Origin of the sequence: Streptomyces sp. NPDC053541 (genome assembly GCF_044544705.1) — a bacterium.
Classification (GTDB): domain Bacteria; phylum Actinomycetota; class Actinomycetes; order Streptomycetales; family Streptomycetaceae; genus Streptomyces.
This window is the reverse complement of record NZ_JBITXM010000002.1, coordinates 547089-567813: the sequence shown is the minus strand read 5'-3', so window position 1 is coordinate 567813 and position 20725 is coordinate 547089. Positions and strand designations below refer to the sequence as shown.

26 protein-coding genes are annotated in these 20725 nt (G+C 72.5%); 7 read left to right on the top strand and 19 right to left on the bottom strand.

Features of this window, described 5'->3' with window-relative positions; genetic code table 11:
* Positions 1-135: 135 nt before the first annotated feature.
* Positions 136-354 carry a hypothetical protein gene (locus ACIGW2_RS06640; RefSeq protein ID WP_356061887.1) on the bottom strand — a complete coding sequence of 73 codons (219 nt, stop codon included), beginning with the start codon at positions 352-354 and terminating at the stop codon, positions 136-138.
* A gap of 416 nt (positions 355-770) precedes the next feature.
* The gene (locus ACIGW2_RS06635) at positions 771-1052 is read right to left on the bottom strand and encodes an acylphosphatase (RefSeq protein WP_361586292.1); all 282 of its coding nucleotides are present in this window, start codon (positions 1050-1052) and stop codon (positions 771-773) included.
* A gap of 187 nt (positions 1053-1239) precedes the next feature.
* On the opposite strand from ACIGW2_RS06635, the gene ACIGW2_RS06630 reads away from it, so the two are divergent.
* Positions 1240-2091 (top strand): CAP domain-containing protein, encoded by an 852-nt coding sequence (locus tag ACIGW2_RS06630; protein WP_399841497.1) that lies wholly within the window; start codon positions 1240-1242, stop codon positions 2089-2091.
* A gap of 104 nt (positions 2092-2195) precedes the next feature.
* Here the strand turns inward: ACIGW2_RS06630 and ACIGW2_RS06625 are convergent, their stop codons facing one another.
* Entirely contained in the window at positions 2196-2780 is a 585-nt protein-coding gene (locus ACIGW2_RS06625; RefSeq protein ID WP_399841494.1) for a flavodoxin family protein, read from the bottom strand.
* Positions 2781-2912: 132 nt separating this feature from the next.
* On the opposite strand from ACIGW2_RS06625, the gene ACIGW2_RS06620 reads away from it, so the two are divergent.
* Positions 2913-3296, top strand: coding sequence for a helix-turn-helix domain-containing protein (locus tag ACIGW2_RS06620; protein ID WP_356061875.1), 384 nt, complete (start codon positions 2913-2915; stop codon positions 3294-3296).
* On the opposite strand, the gene mutM is transcribed toward ACIGW2_RS06620, so the two are convergent.
* The 9 genes from mutM to ACIGW2_RS06575 form a co-directional block, all read right to left on the bottom strand.
* Positions 3286-4158, bottom strand: a complete 873-nt coding sequence (mutM, locus tag ACIGW2_RS06615) for a bifunctional DNA-formamidopyrimidine glycosylase/DNA-(apurinic or apyrimidinic site) lyase (protein WP_391652665.1) — start codon at positions 4156-4158, stop codon at positions 3286-3288. The two genes, ACIGW2_RS06620 and mutM, sit on opposite strands and share 11 nt — an antisense overlap.
* Before the next feature lie 125 nt (positions 4159-4283).
* Positions 4284-5069 carry a ribonuclease III gene (rnc, locus tag ACIGW2_RS06610; protein WP_391652663.1) on the bottom strand — a complete coding sequence of 262 codons (786 nt, stop codon included), beginning with the start codon at positions 5067-5069 and terminating at the stop codon, positions 4284-4286.
* A 19-nt stretch (positions 5070-5088) separates the two neighbouring features.
* Complete coding sequence (rpmF, locus tag ACIGW2_RS06605; RefSeq protein ID WP_030496967.1) at positions 5089-5262, bottom strand: 50S ribosomal protein L32; 174 nt, start codon at positions 5260-5262, stop codon at positions 5089-5091.
* 2 nt (positions 5263-5264) lie between these two features.
* The gene (locus ACIGW2_RS06600) at positions 5265-5870 is read right to left on the bottom strand and encodes a DUF177 domain-containing protein (RefSeq protein ID WP_356062117.1); all 606 of its coding nucleotides are present in this window, start codon (positions 5868-5870) and stop codon (positions 5265-5267) included.
* 170 nt (positions 5871-6040) lie between these two features.
* Positions 6041-7072: a cell division initiation protein gene (locus ACIGW2_RS06595; RefSeq protein ID WP_391652662.1), complete on the bottom strand. Its 1032-nt coding sequence runs from the start codon at positions 7070-7072 to the stop codon at positions 6041-6043.
* A gap of 120 nt (positions 7073-7192) precedes the next feature.
* Positions 7193-7672, bottom strand: a complete 480-nt coding sequence (gene coaD, locus ACIGW2_RS06590; RefSeq protein ID WP_356062114.1) for a pantetheine-phosphate adenylyltransferase — start codon at positions 7670-7672, stop codon at positions 7193-7195.
* Positions 7673-7698: 26 nt separating this feature from the next.
* Positions 7699-8280, bottom strand: coding sequence for a 16S rRNA (guanine(966)-N(2))-methyltransferase RsmD (gene rsmD / locus ACIGW2_RS06585; RefSeq protein ID WP_391652660.1), 582 nt, complete (start codon positions 8278-8280; stop codon positions 7699-7701).
* Positions 8281-8377: 97 nt separating this feature from the next.
* On the bottom strand, positions 8378-10597 hold the full coding sequence (recG, locus tag ACIGW2_RS06580) for an ATP-dependent DNA helicase RecG (protein WP_391652659.1): 2220 nt from the start codon (positions 10595-10597) through the stop codon (positions 8378-8380).
* A gap of 51 nt (positions 10598-10648) precedes the next feature.
* Positions 10649-12232, bottom strand: coding sequence for a DAK2 domain-containing protein (locus ACIGW2_RS06575; RefSeq protein ID WP_391652658.1), 1584 nt, complete (start codon positions 12230-12232; stop codon positions 10649-10651).
* Positions 12233-12467: 235 nt separating this feature from the next.
* Between ACIGW2_RS06575 and rpmB the strand changes: the two genes are divergently transcribed.
* Positions 12468-12653 (top strand): 50S ribosomal protein L28, encoded by a 186-nt coding sequence (rpmB, locus tag ACIGW2_RS06570; RefSeq protein ID WP_003957616.1) that lies wholly within the window; start codon positions 12468-12470, stop codon positions 12651-12653.
* A gap of 92 nt (positions 12654-12745) precedes the next feature.
* Here rpmB and thiD read toward each other — a convergent pair whose 3' ends face one another.
* Positions 12746-13549: a bifunctional hydroxymethylpyrimidine kinase/phosphomethylpyrimidine kinase gene (gene thiD / locus ACIGW2_RS06565; protein WP_391652657.1), complete on the bottom strand. Its 804-nt coding sequence runs from the start codon at positions 13547-13549 to the stop codon at positions 12746-12748.
* Positions 13546-14508: a thiamine-phosphate kinase gene (locus ACIGW2_RS06560; RefSeq protein ID WP_356061852.1), complete on the bottom strand. Its 963-nt coding sequence runs from the start codon at positions 14506-14508 to the stop codon at positions 13546-13548. Before ACIGW2_RS06560 ends, thiD begins: the two co-directional genes overlap by 4 nt.
* A gap of 233 nt (positions 14509-14741) precedes the next feature.
* Here ACIGW2_RS06560 and ACIGW2_RS06555 point away from each other — a divergent pair, with 233 nt between their 5' ends.
* Positions 14742-14975, top strand: coding sequence for an Lrp/AsnC family transcriptional regulator (locus ACIGW2_RS06555; protein ID WP_265864650.1), 234 nt, complete (start codon positions 14742-14744; stop codon positions 14973-14975).
* A 23-nt stretch (positions 14976-14998) separates the two neighbouring features.
* Positions 14999-15478 (top strand): DUF3515 domain-containing protein, encoded by a 480-nt coding sequence (locus ACIGW2_RS06550; RefSeq protein WP_356062111.1) that lies wholly within the window; start codon positions 14999-15001, stop codon positions 15476-15478.
* Positions 15479-15535: 57 nt separating this feature from the next.
* Here ACIGW2_RS06550 and ACIGW2_RS06545 read toward each other — a convergent pair whose 3' ends face one another.
* The 3 genes from ACIGW2_RS06545 to ACIGW2_RS06535 all read right to left on the bottom strand — a co-directional run bounded on the left by ACIGW2_RS06545 (position 15536) and on the right by ACIGW2_RS06535 (position 18517).
* The gene (locus ACIGW2_RS06545) at positions 15536-16675 is read right to left on the bottom strand and encodes a D-alanine--D-alanine ligase family protein (RefSeq protein WP_399841487.1); all 1140 of its coding nucleotides are present in this window, start codon (positions 16673-16675) and stop codon (positions 15536-15538) included.
* A gap of 91 nt (positions 16676-16766) precedes the next feature.
* Positions 16767-17768, bottom strand: coding sequence for an NAD(P)H-dependent glycerol-3-phosphate dehydrogenase (locus tag ACIGW2_RS06540; protein WP_399841484.1), 1002 nt, complete (start codon positions 17766-17768; stop codon positions 16767-16769).
* Positions 17765-18517 carry a lysophospholipid acyltransferase family protein gene (locus ACIGW2_RS06535; RefSeq protein WP_399841481.1) on the bottom strand — a complete coding sequence of 251 codons (753 nt, stop codon included), beginning with the start codon at positions 18515-18517 and terminating at the stop codon, positions 17765-17767. Before ACIGW2_RS06535 ends, ACIGW2_RS06540 begins: the two co-directional genes overlap by 4 nt.
* Before the next feature lie 121 nt (positions 18518-18638).
* On the opposite strand from ACIGW2_RS06535, the gene cofC reads away from it, so the two are divergent.
* Entirely contained in the window at positions 18639-19295 is a 657-nt protein-coding gene (gene cofC / locus ACIGW2_RS06530; protein ID WP_361586325.1) for a 2-phospho-L-lactate guanylyltransferase, read from the top strand.
* A gap of 10 nt (positions 19296-19305) precedes the next feature.
* Positions 19306-19509, top strand: a complete 204-nt coding sequence (locus ACIGW2_RS06525; protein ID WP_356061838.1) for a hypothetical protein — start codon at positions 19306-19308, stop codon at positions 19507-19509.
* A gap of 90 nt (positions 19510-19599) precedes the next feature.
* On the opposite strand, the gene ACIGW2_RS06520 is transcribed toward ACIGW2_RS06525, so the two are convergent.
* A complete protein-coding gene (locus ACIGW2_RS06520; protein WP_399841477.1) occupies positions 19600-20283 on the bottom strand; it encodes an HU family DNA-binding protein in 684 nt (227 codons plus the stop codon).
* Positions 20284-20425: 142 nt separating this feature from the next.
* Entirely contained in the window at positions 20426-20653 is a 228-nt protein-coding gene (locus tag ACIGW2_RS06515; RefSeq protein WP_356061833.1) for a hypothetical protein, read from the bottom strand.
* Positions 20654-20725 lie beyond the last annotated feature (72 nt).

The window sequence follows — 20725 nt, the reverse complement described above, 5'->3', positions numbered from 1 at the left end:
AGGAACCGCGCGGGAGATCGCCGGAGACGGCCGAAAGAAAGAAGGGACGCCGGAGCGCCCCTTGCATGTCCAGCCTTCGCGATACCGGCAGTGCTGGCGTGAGTGTTTCTCACCTGGCCCCTCGGGGCTGGGACCTCAGGTGAGCGCAGGCTCCGCCTTGGTGACGTCGAGATCGATGCTGTCCAGCAGCGACTCTCCCTGGTGCTGTGCGGCGGCAGCGGCGAGCGCGTCGTTCTCGGACTGGATCCGAACCAGCTCGGACTCGAGGTCCTGGACGCGCTGCTGAAGCCGTCGCATCTCGGCGAGGAGTCGCGGGTCGGAGCCGCCGACGTAACCGAGAAGCGCCTTTGCCATGATGGATGGTCCTCCACAATGAGTGACCGACCGAAGCGGTGTGGGTCGTGAGGGATTCGCACCCGCGGTGCTCGGCCGTGCTCTTTGTCGTGCCGGTTCTCACGGTCGAACAGCTAAGGTGCGCGGGGCTTCCAGAGTCTCACCAAAAAGTTTGACGGTCAACACGATCACGCCCTGCTTCCGGGCTTCACCGGGGGGCTGCGGCCGCGGAATTCCGGCGGCGGCGCCTCGCAACTCGGTGCCCGAGGGGCGTGGAGATCATCCTTACTGCCGCAGCCTGGCACGGCAAGCGATTCTTCGCAACCACCAGGCCGTTCTCGCTTCCGCCACCGTTCACGGGCGCCCCCGTCCGGGGCGGCCCGGGGCCGGTGGACGGGGGCGCGGGGAGGGCGGGAGGGGTCTTCGGGCGGTGCGGGTCAGCGGATGGCGAAGCCCTCGTAGCCGCCGCGCGGGGTGTCCCATATCTCAGTGACGCCGTCCACCCGCCCGGGCGTGTCGGCGGAGCGCAGCCAGTCGAGCAGACGGTGGCAATTGTCACTCGGCCCCTCGGCCACGACCTGGACCCGGCCGTCGTCGAGGTTCAGGGCGAAGCCGACGAGCCCCCCGATCTCCAGCGCGTTTGCCCTGGTGAACCAGCGGAAGCCCACTCCCTGTACCCGGCCGCGCACCCAGGCGGTCATCCGTACGTCCTCATTCATGCCTGCACGCTAACGGGCCAATTGTGGAAGGAGCACGTCAGCCCGGCATGTCATGGCGTACAGTCCGTGCGGAACGGGCCTCACCCGTTCGGCGGGTGCCTGTTCGAAGGACCGCCGGAAAGCCCGCGGAAGCAAAGATCAGCAAAGAACACGGCTCAAGCGGTTCGGTACGTCAGGAGGCGAGCGGATGGGACGGCATCGCGGCACACGGCGCGGCGCGCCCGTGAAGACCGGGCTGCTCGGCGTCTCCGTGGCGGTGGCGGTCGGCGCGATCGGCGTCGCCTCGGGGCTGCTGCCCGGCGGCGACACGTTCTCGTTCGACAACGCCGGCAACGAGGAGCCCCGCGTGACGGCGCAGGCCGAGCAGCGGGCGCCGAGCCTGAACACCCAGGGCGGCTCCTCGATGACCCCGGCCGGACCGTCGACGGGCACGCCGAGGTCCGCGGCCCCGTCCGCGAAGCCGGCACCGAAGCCGAAGCCGACCCCGTCGAAGACGGCGACCCCGAGCCCGAAGGCCACGCCCGCGAAGCCCGCGCCCAAGCCGAGGCCCAAGACCGAGCCCGCGGCCACCCCCGCCCCGGAGCGGACGACGCCCGTGCCGGCCCCGGCCACCGAGGCCCCCGCCGCCCCGACGGCGACCGCCCGCTCGCTGGCGAGCCGCGAGCAGGCCGCCGAGGCGGAGGTGGTGCGCCTGGTGAACGTCGAGCGCGCCCGGGTGGGCTGCGTGCCGATCCGTTCGGACGCCGGGCTCGCCGCCCTGGCCGGCGCCTTCAGCGCCGACATGGCCGCGCGGAACTTCTTCGACCACACCGACCCCGACGGCGCGACCCCCTGGTCCCGCGCCCAGAAGGCCGGCATCACGGCTCTCGGCGGCGAGAACATCGCCAGGGGTCAGGTGGACGCGGCCGCGGTGATGAAGTCCTGGATGGCCAGCGACGGGCACCGCGCCAACATCCTGAACTGCGACTACACCGCGCTCGGCGTCGGCGTGCACTTCGGCGCCGGCGGCCCCTGGTGGACCCAGGACTTCGGCTACTGAGCCGGCTCCCCCGCCGTCCGTACGCGCGAGGGTCGTACGCGAGAGGGCCCCGTCACCGGTGCGGTGACGGGGCCCTCTGCCGTACGGTCCTCGCGCGGGGACGGTCAGGCGGCGGCCTTGCCGAGCGCGAAGGTGCGGGCCGTGGTGGCGACCCGGCGGCCGAGGTGCTCGGCGGTCGCGACGTCGGCCTTGTGGACGCCGTCCGGGCCCAGGTCGTTGAAGGTCTGGGCGCCGACGCCGGAGAAGAAGCCGAGGCGGTTGAGGTCGTTCTCGGAGGCCTCGGTGGTGTTCCAGCCGGGCTTCAGGCCGAGGTTGACCCAGGTCATGCCGTGCTGGCCGGCGAGGGTCTGGAAGAACTGCAGGGTGTGCAGCTTGTCGCCGCTCTTCGAGCCGGAGTTGGTGAAGCCGGCGGCCAGCTTGTCCTGCCACGCGTCGGTGAACCAGCGCTTCGAGGTGGCCTCGGCGAACTGGTGGAAGGCGCCGGAAGCGGTGCCCATGTAGGTCGGCGAGCCGAACACGATCGCGTCGGAGGCGTCGAGCAGCTCCCACTCGGCGTCGGTGATCTCCGCGACGTTGATCAGGTGCACGGTGGCGCCGGCGTCGGCGGCCCCGTCGCGGACGGCCTCGGCGAGGACGGCGGTGTGGCCGTAGCCGGAGTGGTAGGCGATGGAGACGACGGGCGTGGTCATGGAGGGCTCCTCGGCGGTGCGTCGGGGACGGCGGGGACAACGACAGGAAGTAGAGCACTAACTTTTCGAAAGCGCAAGCCTGTGGTGAGCGCTACCTGTACCACAGCGCTGTGCGCGCGTATGGTAGAGGGCATGACTGACGACCTCGCCTACGACGTGTTCGCGAAGGCCTGCCCCTCGCGCGGCACGCTGGAGCACGTGACCGGCCGCTGGGGCAGCCTCACCCTGGGCGCGCTCCACGAAGGCACGTTCCGCTTCAACGAGCTGCGGCGCCGGGTCGACGGCGTGAGCGAGAAGATGCTGTCCCAGACGCTGCACGCCCTGGAGCGGGACGGCCTGGTGCACCGCGAGGCCCAGCCCACCAACCCGCCGCGGGTCGACTACCGGCTGACCCCGCTCGGCCGCGAGGTCGCGGAGCGGCTGCTCGGCCTGATCCACCTGGTCGAGGGCCGGATGGACCAGGTCCTCGCCGCCCGCGAGGCCTACGACGCGGAGCGCGCCCCCGTCAGCGGGTGACGAGCCGCGGCGGGCGCTGGCAGCGCGGGCAGAAGTAGCTGGAGCGGTTCATCCACGGGCGGCGACGCATCGGCGTGCCGCACCGGCGGCAGGGCTCGCCCTCCCGCCCGTAGGCGTCGAGCGAGCGGTCGAAGTAGCCCGACTCGCCGTTCACGTTCACGTACAGGCTGTCGAAGCTGGTGCCGCCGGCCGCGAGCGCCGCGTTCATCACGTCGCGGACGTGCCCGAGCAGCTCCGCCGCGCGTGGCCGGGTGAGGCCGGCCGTCGGGCGGTCGTAGTGCAGACGCGCGCGCCACAGCGCCTCGTCCGCGTAGATGTTGCCGACCCCGCTGATCAGCGACTGGTCGAGCAGCGCGCGCTTGATCGTGGTGCGCCGCAGCCGCAGCGCGCTCGCGAAGGCGGCGTCGTCGAAGGCCGGGTCCAGCGGGTCGCGGGCGATGTGCGCGATGACGTCCGGCAGCCCGTCCGCGCTGTCCGGGGCGGTGTCGTGCAGCGAGAGCCCGCCGAAGGTCCGCTGGTCCACGAAGCGCAGCTCGGTGCCGGCGTGGTCATCGAAACGGATCCGGATCCGCAGGTGCTTCTCGTCCGCCGCGCCCTCGGGCTGCACGAGGAGCTGGCCGCTCATCCCCAGGTGCCCGAGCACGGAGGCGTCGCCGGAGGCCAGCGGCAGCCACAGGTACTTGCCGCGGCGCCGGGCGATCCCGAAGGTCTGCCCCTTCAGCCGGGCCGCGAAGTCGGCGGCGCCCTCCGGGTGCCGGCGCACCGCCCGCGGGTGCAGCACCTCGACCTCGGCGACGGTCCGTCCGGCGACCCAGCGCTCGAGCCCGCGTCGGACGACCTCGACCTCGGGCAGCTCGGGCACGGGACTTCCTCCGGGGGTTCGGTGGGTGGCGGGGACCGCTGACCGCAGCCTACCGCCGGGCACCGACAGCACGGTGCCCCCGTCCCTGGGCGGGACGGGGGCACGCGTACCGGAAACGGAGGGGGTCAGGCGGTGGCCTGCTCCCCGGCGGAAGAGGTGTCGGCGCCCTCTTCCGCGCTCGCGGCCTTGGCCGCCGCCGCGCGCTGGTCCGCGGCGGCGCGAATCGCGCGCCACGCGGACTCCGCCGCCTGCTGTTCCGCTTCCTTCTTGCTGCGGCCGGTGCCGGTGCCGTACGAGACACCACCGACGCGGGCGGCAGCAGTGAAGGTCTTCTCGTGGTCCGGACCCTCCTCGCTGACGAGGTACTCCGGAACGCCGAGCCCCTCGGCGGCGGTGAGCTCCTGGAGGCTGGTCTTCCAGTCCAGGCCGGCACCGAGGTTCGAGGACTTCTCGATGAGCGGGTCGAAGAGCCGGTGCACCAGCTCGGACGCCGCGTCGAGGCCCCGGTCGAGATAGACCGCGCCGATCACCGCTTCGAGGGTGTCGGCGAGGATGGACGCCTTGTCCCGGCCGCCCGTGCCTTCCTCGCCCCGGCCGAGCCGGATGAAGGAGCCCAGGTCGAGGCCGCGGCCCACCTCCGCCAGCGCACGCGAGTTGACCACCGCGGCCCGCAGTTTGGCCAGCTGGCCTTCGGGCAGGTCGGGGTGGGTGCGGTACAGCGTGTCCGTGACCACCAGGCCGAGCACCGAGTCCCCGAGGAACTCCAGCCGCTCGTTGGTGGGCAGACCGCCGTTCTCGTACGCGTACGAACGGTGGGTGAGCGCACGCACCAGAAGGGCGGACTCGAGCTGATACCCGAGCCGCCCTTCCAGAAGCGTGTGGGACGAGGCCGAATTGACGTGGTCAGACATCGTGCCTCTCACCAGCCCCTCAGACGGAGAGGACCTGGCGCTTGTTGTAGGTGCCGCAGCTCGGGCACGCGATGTGCTGCTGCTTGGGCTCCTGGCAACGCTCACACGAAACCAGGGTGGGGACCGCAGCCTTCCACTGCGACCGGCGGTGGCGCGTGTTGCTGCGCGACATCTTCCGCTTCGGAACAGCCACGGCTACTTCTCCTGCTTCTCGTCGACACCGGATGCGGCATCGCTCATGTTGTCCTTCTCGTCGGTTCCCAGCGAACCGGCGAGTCCCTGCAGTGCCGCCCAACGGATGTCGACGGCGTCGTGGTGGTGGTCCGGGTTCTCGTTCAGGTTGATTCCGCACTCGGAACACAGACCTTCGCAGTCCTCCCGGCACACCGGCTGCATCGGCAGTGCGAGCACCACCGCATCGCGCAGCACGGGCTCGAGGTCGAACATGCCGTCCTCGAGGGGGATCATGTCCTCGTCGTCCTCGGCTTCGTCGTCCGCGGCCGCCTTCGAGCGGCCCCGGTCGTCGGAGTCGGGGTACGAGAACATCTCCTGGAAGTCCGCGTCGAGCTCCAGCTCGACGGGCTCCAGACACCTTACGCACTCCCCCTCGGCCGATGCACGGGCGGTGCCTGTGACAAGCACCCCTTCCATGACCGACTCGAGACGGAGCTCGATCTCCACCGGGGCGCCCTCGGGCACCGCGATGACCCCCGCGATCCCCAGGTCCCTGGGGGCGTCGACCGTGCGGGAGATCCGCTGCATGGCACCAGGACGCCGCCCCAGCTCGTGCGTGTCGAACACGAGGGGGTTGCGGTGATCGAGGCGCGTGCTCAGGGTTCTTCCTGCTTTCAGATCGTTCACAGACGTGAGGGGGGCTGCCAGTCTCGGGCAGCACGGATCGCGGACATAGCGCGACCGAAGAGCCAGGATACTGGACGCTTCGCCCAGGGCCCAATCCGGGTCGTCCCGGGTCAGTGCCCCTGCTCGTACCGGCGCAGCTGTTCGAGGTCGATCATGCTGGTGTCGAAGAAGCTGGTCTCGTCGAGCGAGGCGGGCGCCTGCTGCTGCGGCGGGACGGCGGGCTGCTCGTAGCCGTACTGCCCCTGGTAGGCGTACGGGTCGGCCTGCGGCTGCTGGTACGCGTAGGGGTCCTGCGGGACCGGCTGCGGGTAGCCGTAGGGGTCCTGGACCGGCTGCTCGTAGCCGTACGGCTCCGGCTGGGCCTGCTGCGCCGGGATCGGCGCCGGCTGCTGCGGTACGGGCTCGGGGTCGGCCAGCTCCGCGAGGCCGGCCAGGTAGTCCGCGTCGCTGGCGTGGTGCAGGCCCGCGCCGCCGGCCGCGTCCTGGGCGGCCATGTGCTCGCCGAGGGCGTCGGTGGCGATCCGGCCGTGCAGCTTCTGCCGGCCTCGGCCCACGGCCTCCAGGGTCTTGCTGAGCACCGCCTCGAAGGCGCCGAGCTTGGCGTCCACGTAGCCGTCGGCGCGCTGGATCAGGGTCTGCGGGTCGGCGCTGTACTCGGGGGCGTCCTCGTCCCCGTACCCGTCGGCGTCCAGGCCCGGGCCCCGGCCGAGCAGCTTCTCGCGGCCGCGGTCCACCGAGGCGATGGTCTTGTTGAGGACCACCTCGAAGTTGGCGAGCTTGGAGTCCACGTAGTCGTCGGCCTCGGCCCGGATCTCCTCGGCCTCGCGGCGGGCCTCGGCGAGGATCCGCTCGGCCTCGTCCTGGGACTGCCGGGCGACCTGGGAGTCGGAGACGATCGAGCCGCGCTCGGCGTGGGCGGCCTCGATGATCCGCTCGGCCTCCTGGCGGGCCTGCTCGACCATCTGCTCGCGCCCGCCCAGCAGCTCCTGGGCCTGGGCCAGGGAGCTCGGCAGGGCGCCCCGGACCTCTTCGAGCAGAGCGAGCAGCTCGGCCCGGTTGACCACGCAGGAGGCCGACATGGGCATGGAGCGGGCGCTCCGGACCGTATCGACGATCTCGTCGAGCTTCTTCTGCACGTCCACCGGTGCTCGCCACTCTCTACAGCTGGATGGAGACGGACGGGACGACTGTAAGGCCAGTCGGGCCCCGTCCGGGACCTGGTGACGGAGCGTCAGCGATGGTGGCCGGGGGTCACGGCCGGTTCAGCGCTCCCGCAGGCGCTCGGTCAGCCGGCCCAGGACCTGCGGCGGCACCAGGTGGGAGACGTCGCCGCCCCAGGCCGCGACCTCCTTGACCAGCGAGGACGACAGGAAGCTGTAGGTGGGGTTGGTGGGCACGAACAGCGTCTCGACGCCGGACAGCCCGTTGTTCATCTGGGCCATCTGCAGCTCGTAGTCGAAGTCGCTGACGGCCCGCAGTCCCTTGACGATGGCGGGGATGTCGCGCTGCTTGCAGAAGTCGACGAGGAGGCCGTGGAAGGACTCGACCTCGACGTTGCCGAAGTCGGCGGTGACCTCGCGGATCATCTCGATCCGCTCGTCGACCGCGAACAGGCCCTTCTTCGACTGGTTGATCATCACCGCGACGTGCACGACGTCGTACAGCTTGGAGGCGCGGGCGATGATGTCGAGATGTCCGTTGGTGATGGGGTCGAACGACCCCGGACAGACGGCGCGGCGCAACTTTGGTCCCTCGCTCTCCGGTCCGGTCATCGTGCGTCTTCGCACGTAGAGGCGGCGCGACCGTACCAAAACGTTCCCTCGCCGTAGCGACGGGACCGCAGTGGCTCGAAACCGTCCGGCCAGCCGAATTCTCCGCCCCGGGTGCTGCGCTCCACGGTGACGAGGGCATCATCGGCGATCCAGCCCCCCGCGCGCATTGTGAGGAGGATCTCGCGGAGATCGGCGTCCGCGACGGCGTAGGGCGGGTCGAGGAAGACCAGGTCGTACGGCTCGGCCGGGGCCGGTCCGGTGACGATCTGCTCGGCCCTGCCGGTGCGCAGCTCGGCGCCGGGCAGGCCGAGGGCGCGGATGTTCTCGCGGACGGTGCGCGCCGCGCGCGGCTCGGCCTCCACGAGGAGCGCGTGGGCGGCGCCGCGCGACAGCGCCTCCAGGCCGACGGCGCCGGAGCCCGCGTACAGATCGGCGACCCGGGCGCCGTCCAGGCCGTGGAAGGACTCCCAGGTGGAGAAGAGTCCCTCCCGTGCCCGGTCGGAGGTGGGCCGGGTGCCGTTGCCGGGCGGCACGGCGATGCGGCGTCCGCCGGCGGTGCCGGCGATCACGCGGGTCATGTGGGTTCCTCGTCCTCCGGCAGGCAGTGCGTACGCCCTAGCTTAGGCCGCCCGTTGCGGATCGGGGCCGGGCCGGACGCGGGCGGCCCGGCGGCGCTCAGCCCTTCTCCAGGTACTCCTCCCGGTCCTTGTCGAGCAGCGCGTCGAGCGCGGTGCGCAGGGCGGGGTGGGCGGTGAGGCCGGGGTCGGCGAGGACCAGGGCGGTGGCCTCCTCGCGGGCGGCGGCGATGACCTCCTCGTCCTCGATGACGGCGAGGACCCGCAGGGAGGAGCGGACGCCGGACTGTGCCTGGCCGAGGACGTCGCCCTCGCGGCGCTGTTCGAGGTCGATCCGGGAGAGTTCGAAGCCGTCGAGGGTGGAGGCGACCGCGGCCAGCCGCCCGCGGGCCGGGCTGGCCTCGGGCATCTCGGTGACGAGCAGGCACAGGCCGGCGGCGGAGCCGCGGCCGACCCGGCCGCGCAGCTGGTGGAGCTGGGAGACGCCGAAGCGGTCGGCGTCCATGATCACCATCGCGGTGGCGTTGGGCACGTTGACGCCGACCTCGATGACCGTGGTGGCGACCAGGACGTCCACCTCGCCGGCGGCGAAGCGGCGCATCACCTCGTCCTTGTCGTCGGGGTGCATCCGGCCGTGCAGCACCTCGACGGAGAGTCCGGCGAGGGGCCCCGCGCGCAGCTGCTCGGCGACCTCCAGGACGGCGAGCGGCGGGCGCTTCTCGGCCTCGTCCTCGGGCGAGGCCTTGCGCTTCCCGCTCTGCTTCCGGTCCTCCTCGTCGCCGATCCGCGGGCACACCACGTACCCCTGGTGCCCGGCCTCGACCTCCTCGCGGACCCGTTCCCAGGCGCGGGCGAGGAAGTGCGGCTTGTCGGCGGCGGGGACGACGTGGCTGGCGATCGGCGAGCGGCCGGCGGGCAGCTGGTCGAGGACGGAGGTCTCCAGGTCGCCGAAGACGGTCATCGCGACCGTCCGGGGAATGGGCGTGGCCGTCATGACCAGCAGGTGCGGGGGCTGCTTGCCCTTGCCGCGCAGGGCGTCGCGCTGCTCCACGCCGAAGCGGTGCTGCTCGTCGACCACGACCAGGCCGAGGTCGTGGAACTGCACCTTGTCCTCGATCAGGGCGTGGGTGCCGATGACGATCCCGGCCTCGCCGGTGACCAGGTCGAGCAGCGCCTGCCGGCGGGCGGCGGCGCCCATGGAGCCGGTGAGCAGCACGACCTTGGTGGCGTGCTCGGCCCCGCCGAGCATCCCGCCCTCGGCGAGCTCGCCCATCATCTCGGTGACCGAGCGGTGGTGCTGCTGGGCGAGCACCTCGGTGGGCGCGAGCATGGCGGCCTGTCCCCCGGCGTCGACCACGGCGAGCATGGCGCGCAGGGCGACCAGGGTCTTGCCCGAGCCCACCTCGCCCTGGAGGAGGCGGTGCATGGGGTGTTCGGTGGCGAGGTCGTCGAAGATCTCCTTCGATACCTTCTGCTGGCCCTCGGTGAGGGTGAAGGGCAGCTTCGCGTCGAAGGCGGTGAGGAGGCCGTCGGGGGCCGGGCGGCGGGGGACGGCGGCGAGCTGGGTGTCGGCGTGCCGGCGGCGGGCCAGGGCGACCTGGAGGACGAAGGCCTCGTCCCACTTGAGGCGGTCGCGGGCGTCCGCGATGTCCGCCTTGGTGCGGGGGCGGTGGATCTTCAGGAGCGCGTCGGGCAGCTCGGCGAGGCCGCGGCCCTCGCGCAGCGCGGGCGGCAGCGGGTCGACGAGGCCCTCCCAGCCGGTGGCGGCCAGGGAGTCGAGGGCGATGCCGACGGACTGCTCGATGGTCCAGGACTCCAGCTGCTTGCAGGCCGGGTAGATGGGCAGCAGCTCGCTCGCGAAGGCCTTGACGGTCTCGGTGCCGCTCTCGGCGTCGAGGAGCTTGTACTCGGGGTGGGCGAGCTGGAGGCGCCGGTTGAACATGCCGACCTTGCCGGCGAACATCGCGCGCCGGCCGGGCAGCAGCTCCTTCTGGTGGAAGTGCACCGTGCGGCCGAAGAAGACCAGCTGCATCCGGCCGCTGCCGTCGGTGATGGTGACCTCCAGGCGCTGTCCCTTGCCGCGCCCGCCCCGGTTGAAGGTGTGCACGCGCGCGTCGGCGACCTGGGCGACGACGGTGACGTGTTCGTCGAGCGGCAGGTCGGCGAGCGTGGTGAGCTCGCCGCGCTCCGCGTACCGCCGGGGGTAGTGGTGCAGCAGGTCGCCGACCGTGTGCAGGTCCAGGTGCTCGGCCATCACCTTGGCGGTGGCGGCGCCGAGCAGTTTCTTGAGGGGTTCGTCGAGCGCGGGCACGTGGTCCATTGCACACCACGGCACTGACAGAAGTCGCGCCCCCGGGGCGGCGGGCCGGGCCTATTCGACGCCGATGAGCAGCGGGGGCGCTCCCTCTCCGGCGTGGTAGACGGTGGTGTCGACGGCCAAGTAGGTGGCGCGGACGTGCTGTTCGAGGGTGGTGGCGAGGTCGTCGGGGGTGTCGGCGGCGACGACCACGGTGACGAGTTCGCCGCCCGCGGAGAGCATGCGGTCGAGGACGGTGACGGCGGTGGCGGTGAGCTCCCGGCCGATGACGGCGACGTCGCCCTCGATGAGGCCGAGGACGTCGCCGGCCTGGCAGACGCCGGCGGAGGTGAAGGACCGGGCCTCGGCGACGCCGAGTTCGGCGTAGCGGGTGGCGCCGGCGGCGGCGGTCATGGCGACGACGTCCTCGTCGAAGCTGCGCCCGGGTTCGTGGACGGCGAGGGCGGCGAGGCCCTGGACGGCGGCGCGGGTGGGGATGAGGGCGACCCGGATGCCCTCGCGGCGGGCGTGCTCGGCGGCCTCGGCGGCGACGGCGCGCAGCTCGGTGTCGTTGGGCAGCAGCACGACCTCGCGGGCGTGGGCGCGGCGGACGGCCTCGGTGAGCTCGGCGGCGGTGGGGGTCTCGCCGGGGCGGGCGACCAGGGTGGTGGCGCCGGCCTCGGCGCAGAGCCCGGCCAGGCCCTCGCCGGGCAGCACGGCGACGACGGCCCGCTCGGCGGGTTCGGGGCGGCGCTCGAAGTGGGTGACGCGGATCCGGTACGGGCGTCCCGCCTCGACGCCGGCCTCGACGGCGGCGCCGGCGTCGTCGGTGTGGACGTGCACGTTCCACAGGCCGTCGCCGCCGACGACGACCAGGGACTCCCCCAGGGCGTCGAGCCGGTCGCGGAGCCGGTCGACGGCCTCGTCGGCGGCCTCAAGGAGGTAGATGACCTCGTAGGCGGGGCCGCTGTCGGCGGCGCAGTCGAGGGCGAGCGGCGGGTGGTGGAGGTGTTCCGCGGGGGCGGCGGCCCCGGCGGCCGGGGCGGGCGCCTCGCCCGTGAGGGCCTCCAGGAGGGCGCCGAGGACGGCGACGAGTCCGGCCCCGCCCGCGTCCACGACCCCGGCCCGGCGCAGCGCGTCGAGCTGTCCGGGGGTGGCGTCCAGGGCGGTGCGGGCGCCTTCGTGGGCCTTGCGCGCGACGGTGACGAGGTCGCCGCCGGCGGCGCAGGCGCCGGCCGCCGCGTCGGCGACGGTGAGGAGGGTGCCCTCGACGGGGTGGGCGACGGCCTTGCGGGCCTCGGCGGCGGCGCCGGCCAGAGCGCGGGCGAGGTGGTCGCCGTCGGTGCCCTCGGCCAGGACGGCGGCCATGCCGCGCAGCAGCTGGGAGAGGATCGTGCCGGAGTTCCCGCGGGCGCCGAGGAGGGCGCCGTGCGCCATGGTCCGTATGATCTCCGCCACGTCGGCGGAGCCGTCGGCGGCCGTCACGGCGCGGGCGGCGGACTCCACCGTCAGGTAGAGGTTGGTGCCGGTGTCCCCGTCCGCGACGGGATAGACGTTGATGGCGTCGATCTCCGCGCGCTCCCTGCCGAGCGCCGCGAGCGCCCCTGCGCACCAGGATCGGACCGTGTCGGCGTCGAGGGTCTGCGGAGCTCGCGGCAACGGGTGGTCCTCCTGTGCTTCGCGGTGGGTTCACCGCAGGGTAGACCGGCGACCGCCCGGGGCCCGGGGCGGGGGCCCGGCGGGCCGTGGTAGTTTCGTTCCACCGAAGCATCCGTTGTATGCTGCTTCGGTTGCCCGGCACTGGTCGGGCCATTCCCCGGCAAACCACTTCAGATCCCTGATCCGATTCCGGTGCGCCGGTTTCACTGTAAATCTGAAGTCTTTGGAGTGACCCGTGGCTGCCAACTGCGACGTCTGCGGCAAGGGGCCGGGCTTCGGCAACAACATTTCGCACTCGCACCGCCGTACGTCTCGTCGCTGGAACCCGAACATCCAGCGTGTGCGTGCCGTGGTCGGTCGGACGCCGAAGCGGCTCAACGTCTGCACCTCGTGCATCAAGGCCGGCAAGGTCTCGCGCTAACCGCGACGTTTCGTCGTAGCGCAGCCCCTGCGGTTGCCTTGAGAGGCCGGTTCACCTCGGTGAACCGGCCTTTTGCCATGCCCTGAGAAGGCTCAGCGCCGGTGCGCCCAGCCGTGGTCGACCGGGCCGATGCCCGCGCCCAGGGCGAATCCGGCGGCGAGGGCGCCCGTCACGTACGACTTCGCCTCCCGTACGGCCTCCGGGACGGCGAGGCCCTTCGCGAGGCCGGAGGCCACCGCCGAGGCGAGCGTGCAGCCCGTGCCGTGGGTGTGCCGGTTGTCGTACCGGGGGGCGTGCAGCCAGTGCTCCGCGGTGCCGTCGGTGAGCAGGTCCACGACCTCGGCGTGGTCGCCGGGCAGGTGCCCGCCCTTGATCAGCGCCCAGCGCGGTCCGTACGCCAGGATCGCGCCGGCCGCCCGGCGCATGCCGTCCTCGTCCTCGACCGTGACGCCCGTGAGCTGCGCCACCTCGTCCAGGTTGGGGGTGGCGACGGTCGCGAGGGGCAGCAGCGCGGTGCGGACGGCGTCGAGCGCGGAGGCGGCGAGCAGCGGGTCGCCGTGCTTGGAGACGCCGACGGGGTCGACGACCACGGGGGCGTCGGTGCCGGCGAGGAGTTCCGCCACGGTCTCGACGAGCACCGCGCTCGCCAGCATGCCGGTCTTGACCGCCTGGACGCCGATGTCGTCCACCACGGCCCGGTACTGGGCCCGTACGGCCTCGGCGGGCAGCTCCCAGGCTCCCTGGACGCCGAGGGAGTTCTGGGCGGTCACGGCGGTGATCACGCTCATGCCGTGGACGCCGAGCGCGAGCATGGTCTTGAGGTCGGCCTGGATGCCCGCGCCGCCGCCGGAGTCGGATCCGGCGACGGTCAGCACCAGCGGCGGCCGGTCGTTCACTCGGTCTCCCCGAAGTGGTCCCAGCCGCTCTTGCTGTGCCAGGGGGCGCCGTCGACGGTGACCTGGGGCAGCGAGGAGGGGCCCCGGACCTCGCCGATGACCTTCCAGCGGGCGGGCAGCTTCACGTCCGGCGGGAAGGTGGCGACGATGGCGTGGTCCTCTCCCCCGGTGAGCACCCACTGGAGCGGGTCGACGCCGACGGCCTGCCCGATGTCGTTCATCTGGCTGGGGATGTCGATGAGGCCGGAGCGCAGGTCGATGCGGACCTTGCTGGCCTCGGCGATGTGCCCGAGGTCGGCGATCAGGCCGTCGCTGACGTCGCACATGGCGGTGGCGCCGAGGCCGGCGGCCGCGGGGCCGGCGTGGTACGGCGGCTCGGGGCGGCGGTGGGCCTCGACGAAGGCGCGCGGGGAGCGGAAGCCGCGGGAGAGCACCGCGTAGCCGGCCGCGGACCAGCCGAGCCAGCCGGTGTAGGCGACGACGTCGCCGGGCTGGGCGCCGCCCCGGGTGACCGGGTCGTGGTTGCGCAGGTCGCCGAGGGCGGTGATGGAGACCATGATCGTGTCACCGCGGACCACGTCCCCGCCGACCACGGCGGCACCGGCGACCTGACATTCGTCGCGCAGTCCGTCCATGAGTTCCGTGGTCCAGGTGACCGGGAGTTCGGCGGGCACGACCAGGCCGAGGAGCAGCGCGGTGGGCACGGCGCCCATGGCGGCGATGTCGGCGAGGTTCTGCGCGGCGGCCTTGCGGCCCACGTCGTAGGCCGTGGACCAGTCGCGGCGGAAGTGACGCCCTTCGAGCAGGATGTCCGTGCTGGCCACCACCCGCCGGTCGGGGGCGGAGACGACCGCGGCGTCGTCGCCGGGCCCGATCCGCACCGCCGGGGTGGAGGTGAGCCGGGAGGTCAGCTCCCTGATGAGCCCGAACTCGCCGAGCTCTCCGACTGTGCCCTTCACCGCGATTCACCTCGTGTCGTCGTGCCGGCCGCCGCGCCGCCGTGCCGCTCCTCGCCGTGCGGGTCGCGGGCCGTCACCGTGCCGGATACCGTCAAGTAGACCGTCAACTTCTCATGTGCGTACGCCACCCCGCGTGCGCCTCCGGACCCGGAGGTCTCCCCGCGGCCCGCGGCGACGCGGTACCGTGGCGTCTCTTTCTCCCACAAGATCCTCGTGGCCGCCCTGGAGGTTCCGTGGTTCAGGCGTACATCCTTATTCAGACCGAGGTGGGCAAGGCGACGACCGTCGCCGAGACCATCGCCAAGATTCCTGGGGTGATCCAGGCGGAGGACGTCACGGGTCCCTATGACGTGATCGTGCGGGCCGAGGCCGACACCGTGGACGCGCTCGGGCGCATGGTGGTCGCCAAGGTCCAGCAAGTGGAAGGCATCACGCGCACCCTCACCTGCCCGGTCGTGCATATCTAGCCCCCGTCTACCCTTGGCCGGTGATGTCTTCCCACCGGCCCTTCGGCCTGCCCGCCCGTGCCGCCGCGGCCGTCCTGCTGCTGGCCGCCGCCGGCTGTTCCGCGCCGGACGCGAGGGCGACGGTGCCGGTCCCCGGTCCGCCGGAGGCCGAGGCCGCCGTCTGCCGTGCCCTCGCGAAGGAGCTGCCCGGCACCGTGGCCGGTCTGCCGCGGACCGGGACCGAGCCCGAGTCGGAGCTGACCGCCGCGTGGGGGGACGCGGCGATCGTACTGCGCTGCGGGGTCCCCCGGCCCGAAAAGATGAACGATCCACAGGCCCAGGGGATCGACGCGAACGGCGTGAACTGGCTGTACGAGCCGCGCGCCGGCGACGGCCCGCGCTTCACCACCACCTACCGCAAGGCCTATGTGGAGGTGACGCTCGACGCGCGCTACGCGCACGACGTCGGCCCGCTGGTGGACCTGGCCGAGCCGGTGCGCAGGGCCGTGCCGCCCAGCGTCTGAGACGCCGGGCGGGCCCCCTCGCGGCGCGGCCCCCTCGGCGGCCGGCCCGGGCTGCCGCTAGCGCAGTCCGGTGGAGCGGTTCAGCGCGGCCTGGATGAGCCGGTCGACGAGCTCCGGGTAGCTGACGCCGCTCTCCTGCCACATCCGCGGGTACATGGAGATGGGCGTGAAGCCGGGCATGGTGTTGATCTCGTTGATGACGAAGCCGCCGTCCTCGGTGAGGAAGAAGTCGGCGCGCACCAGGCCCTCGCAGGACACGGACTCGTAGGCGAGCACCGCGAGCCGCTGCACCTCGGCGGTGGCCTCGTCGCCGATCGGCGCGGGCACCAGGCCGGAGGCCGAGTCGATGTACTTGGCCTCGAAGTCGTAGAAGTCGTGGTCGGTGACCGGCGGGATCTCGGCGGGCACGCTGGCGCGCGGGCCGTCCTCGAACTCCAGGACGCCGCACTCGATCTCGCGGCCCCGGACCAGCGCCTCGACGATGATCTTCGGGTCGAAGCGGCGGGCCTCCTCGACGGCCTCGTCCAGGCCGGAGAGGTCGTCGACCTTGGTGATGCCGACGGAGGAGCCGCCGCGGGCGGGCTTCACGAAGAGCGGCCAGCCGTGGTCGGCGGCGAACTCGACGATCTTCTTGCGGGCCGCGGCCGGGTTCTGCTCCCACTCGCGCGGGCGGATCACCTCGTACGGGCCGACCGGCAGGCCGAAGGAGACGAAGACCCGCTTCATGTACTCCTTGTCCTGGCCGACGGCGGAGGCGAGCACGCCGGCGCCGACGTACGGGATTCCGGAGAGCTCCAGGAGGCCCTGGAGGGTGCCGTCCTCGCCGTAGGGGCCGTGCAGCATCGGGAAGACCACGTCGACCTCGCCGAGGGCCCGCGGCAGCGCGCCGGGCTCGTTGAGGACGACCTCGCGGCTGGCCGGGTCGACGGGCAGCACCACGCCACCGGTCTGGGACTCGGCGAGCTGGGCGACGTCCGGGAGGGTGCGGTCGGCGATCGCCATCCGCTCGGGGGCGTCGGCGGTCAGCGCCCAGCGGCCCTCGCGGGTGATGCCGATGGGCAGCACGTCGTACTTGTCCCGGTCGATCGCCTTCAGGACGGCGCCGGCGGTGACGACGGAGATGGCGTGCTCGGAGCTGCGTCCGCCGAAGACGACGGCCACGCGCGGCTTGCGGGGGCTCTGGGTGTTCTCGCTCATATCGCGATGAGCGTACCCTGCGACGTCCGAACTGCTTCAGCCCCGCGGGTGCCGCGCGTGTGCCGCGCGCGGACGGGTCACCCGGCCGGCGTCAGTGCCGCTCGGGCTTGGCGCTGCGCGACATCAGCTCCTTGAGCGCGACGACCGGCGGCTTGCCGTCGTGGACGATCGAGACGACCGTCTCGGTGATGGGCATGTCGACGCCGTGGCGGCGGCCCAGATCCAGCACGGACTCGCAGGACTTGACGCCCTCGGCGGTCTGTTTGGTGGCCGCGATGGTCTCCTGGAGGGTCATGCCGCGGCCCAGGTTGGTGCCGAAGGTGTTGTTCCGGGAGAGCGGCGAGGAGCAGGTGGCGACCAGGTCGCCGAGGCCCGCGAGGCCGGAGAAGGTCAGCGGGTCGGCGCCCATGGCGAGGCCGAGGCGGGTGGTCTCGGCGAGGCCGCGGGTGATGAGCGTGGCCTTGGAGTTGTCGCCGAGGCCCATGCCGTTGGCGATGCCGACGGCGAGGCCGATGACGTTCTTCACCGCGCCGCCGAGCTCGCAGCCGACGACGTCGGTGTTGGTGTACGGGCGGAAGTACGGGGTCATGCAGGCGCTCTGGAGCCGCTGGGCGACCGACTCGTCGGCGCAGGCGACCACGGCGGCGGCGGGCTGCCGGGCGGCGATCTCCTTGGCCAGGTTGGGTCCGGTGAGCACGGCCACGCGCTCGGCGGGGACGTCGGCGACCTCGCGGATGACCTCGCTCATGCGCTTGGCGGTGCCGAGCTCGATGCCCTTCATGAGGGACACCAGGACGGTGTCGGGGGCGAGTTTCGGCGCCCACGCGGCGAGGTTCTCGCGCAGCGTCTGCGAGGGGACGACGAGCACGGTGAAGTCGGCGTCGCGGGCGGCCTCGGCCGGGTCGGCGGTGGCCGTGATGCCCTTGGGGAGTTCGACGCCCGGGAGGTAGTCGGGGTTGGTCCCGGTGCGGTTGATGGCCTCGGCGAGGGCGGCGCGGCGGCCCCACAGGCTCACCTCGCACCCGGCGTCGGCGAGCACCATGGCGAAGGCGGTGCCCCAGGATCCGTTGCCGAAGACGGCTGCCTTGGTCACTTCTTGCGCTCCTCCGCGGCCCTGCGGCGCTGTTCCTGCCGGGCCTTCCTGTGGTCGTACGGCTCGGCCGGGGCCTTCTCCCCGCGGACCTCCTCCAGGAGGCGGGTGATGGCGGCCATGATCTCCTCGGTGGCCTCGCGCAGCACGTCGGGCGTGGGCTCGACGTCGTGGAAGCGGGAGAGGTCGACCGGCGGACCGGCCTGCACGATCAGGGTCTTGCGCGGCCACAGCCGGAGCTTCTTCTCCTTGGCGTACGGCGGCATGGCGAGGTTGGCGCCCCACTGGGCGACCGGGATCACGGGCGCCTTGGTGAGCAGGGCGACCCGGGCGGCGCCGGTCTTGCCGGCCATCGGCCACATCTCGGGGTCGCGGGTGAGGGTGCCCTCGGGGTAGAAGGCGACGCACTCGCCGCGCTCGATGGCGTCGACGGCGGCCCGGAAGGCGTCCAGGGCGTTGGTGGTCTCGCGGTAGACCGGGATCTGGCCGGTGTTGCGGAGCATGGTGCCGACGAAGCCGCCCTTGAAGAGGCCCGCCTTGGCCAGGAAGCGGGGCACGCGGCCGGTGTTGTACTGGTAGTGCGCGTACGAGAGCGGGTCCAGGTACGAGTTGTGGTTCACCGCGGTGATGAAGCCGCCCTCGGCCGGGATGTGCTCCTGCCCGCGCCAGTCCCGCTTGAACAGCACCACCAGGGGGGGTTTGGCGATGACCGCCGCCAGGCGGTACCAGAAGCCGATTCTGCGGCGGGACACGCGAACACCTTTCTCCGGACTGCGCAAGGGGTCAAGTGTCGCCCCCTGCTCCTGGCCTGTCGAGGACACCGTACGCCCCGGGGCTCGGGCGGCTCGCGCGGGCGGGACAGAATGGGGCCCGATGACGAGCCACGCCGAGCCCCCAGCCGACGACTGGTCCCTGGTCGTCCCCCTGAAGCCGCTGGCGTACGCCAAGAGCCGGCTGGCCCCCGCGGTGGGCGGCCCGCTGCGCGGCCGGCTGGCGCTGGCGTTCGCCGAGGACACGGTGGCGGCGGTGCTGGCCTGCCCCGGCGTACGGGACGTGGTGGTGGTCACGGACGACCCGGCCGCGGCGGCGGCGCTCGCCGCCCTCGGGGCGCGGGTGGTGCCCGACGTGCCGGGCGCGGGGCTCAACGGGGCGCTGGCGCACGGGGCCCGCGCGGTCCGGGCGGGCCGGCCGCGGGCCCGGGTCGCGGCCCTGAACGCGGATCTGCCGGCGCTGCGGCCGGCGGAGCTGGCCCGGGTCCTGGCGGCCGCCGGACAATTTCCGCGGGCTTTTCTCGCGGATGCCGCCGAAATAGGTACGACATTCCTCTCGGCGGGCCCGGGGGTGGAATTGGAACCGGCTTTCGGAGGGGCTTCGCGCCGCCGGCATTTGTCCTCGGGGGCGGTGGAAATCCGGCTGGCGGGGGTGGATTCGGTGCGCCGGGACGTGGACACCGGGGAGGACCTGGCGGCCGCGGTGGCGCTGGGCGTGGGGCCGCGGACGGCGGCCCGCTGGGCGCGCGCGGCCGGATAGGCTGCGGGGCATGCAGGCGACCGCGTACACGTACGATCCCGAGACCCGCAGCGGCAGCGTGCTGCTCGACGACGGCACCCCGGTGGAGTTCGGGGCCGAGGCCTTCGAGGCCGGGGGGCTGCGGCTGCTCCGGCCGGGGCAGCGGGTGCGGATCGAGACGGAGGGCGCGCCGGGCGCCCTGCGGATCACGCTGGTGACGCTGCAGACCTTCTGAGCCGGGGCCGGGGCGGGTTCCCGGGCCGGGCACGCCGCGGGCCGGGCTCCCCCAGGGGGAGCCCGGCCCGGCGTGTGAGCACCCGCCGTGCTACTTCTTCGCGGCGGTCTTCTTCGCGGTGGTCTTGCGCGCCGTCGTCTTCTTGGCGGGCGCCTTCTTCGCGGTGGCCTTCTTGGCCGGCGCGGTCTTCTTCGCGGCGGCCTTCTTGGCCGCGGCGGCGGTGGTCTTCTTCGCCGGGGTGGCCTTCTTGGCGGCGGCCGTCGTGGCCTTCTTCGCCGGGGTCGTCTTCTTGGCGGCCGCGGTGGTCTTCTTGGCCGTGGCGGTGGTCTTCTTGGCGGCCGCGGTGGTCTTCTTGGCCGGGGTGGCCTTCTTCGCGGCGGCCTTCTTGGCCGTGGTGGCCTTCTTCGCGGCGGCCTTCTTCACCGTGGCGGAGGCGCCGCCGGTGAGGGAGCCCTTCGGGGCCTTCTTGACGGAGACCTCGCCGCCCTTGGGGAGCTTCTTCGAGCCGCTGACCAGGTCCTTGAAGCCCTGACCGGCACGGAAGCGCGGGACGGAGGTCTTCTTGACCCGGACGCGCTCACCCGTCTGCGGGTTGCGGGCGTAGCGGGCCGGACGGTCGACCTTCTCGAACGAGCCGAATCCGGTGACCGAGACCCGGTCCCCGGACACCACGGCGCGCACGATGGCGTCGAGCACGTGGTCGACGGCTTCGGCGGCCTGCTGGCGACCGCCCAACTTGTCGGCAATCGCTTCTACGAGCTGCGCCTTGTTCACGTCTTCCCCTTCGGAGACTTTGCCGGAACGAAAGTGTTCAAGCTTTTTCGCACGTTAGGCATGTATATACCGCAAATCAAACACGAAACGGGCTAATCACCCTTGTGCCGCAACGCGAGGACGAGTTGCGAAGTTCCGGGTGTCAGTCGTCTTCAGGGAATCGGCCCTCGTCGAGGTCCTTCATCAACCGGTCCAGACGCGATGCCGCGTCCGCTATGTCGTGCTTCGCCGCGGCCGTCACGACCAGCAGCTTCCGGGACAGCGCCATCCTTACGCCCTCCGGGACTTGCAGTTCGCGCACCCTTGTGTGCGCTTCCTTCAATCGGGCGGCGACTGCCTCGTAGAGCTCGAGTTGGCTGTCGCGTTCCATGCACCGATTGTGCCATCTAGGGCGAGTTGTCGCCCGACAGGGTCTCAACAAGCGACTGCGCCCCCCACCGGA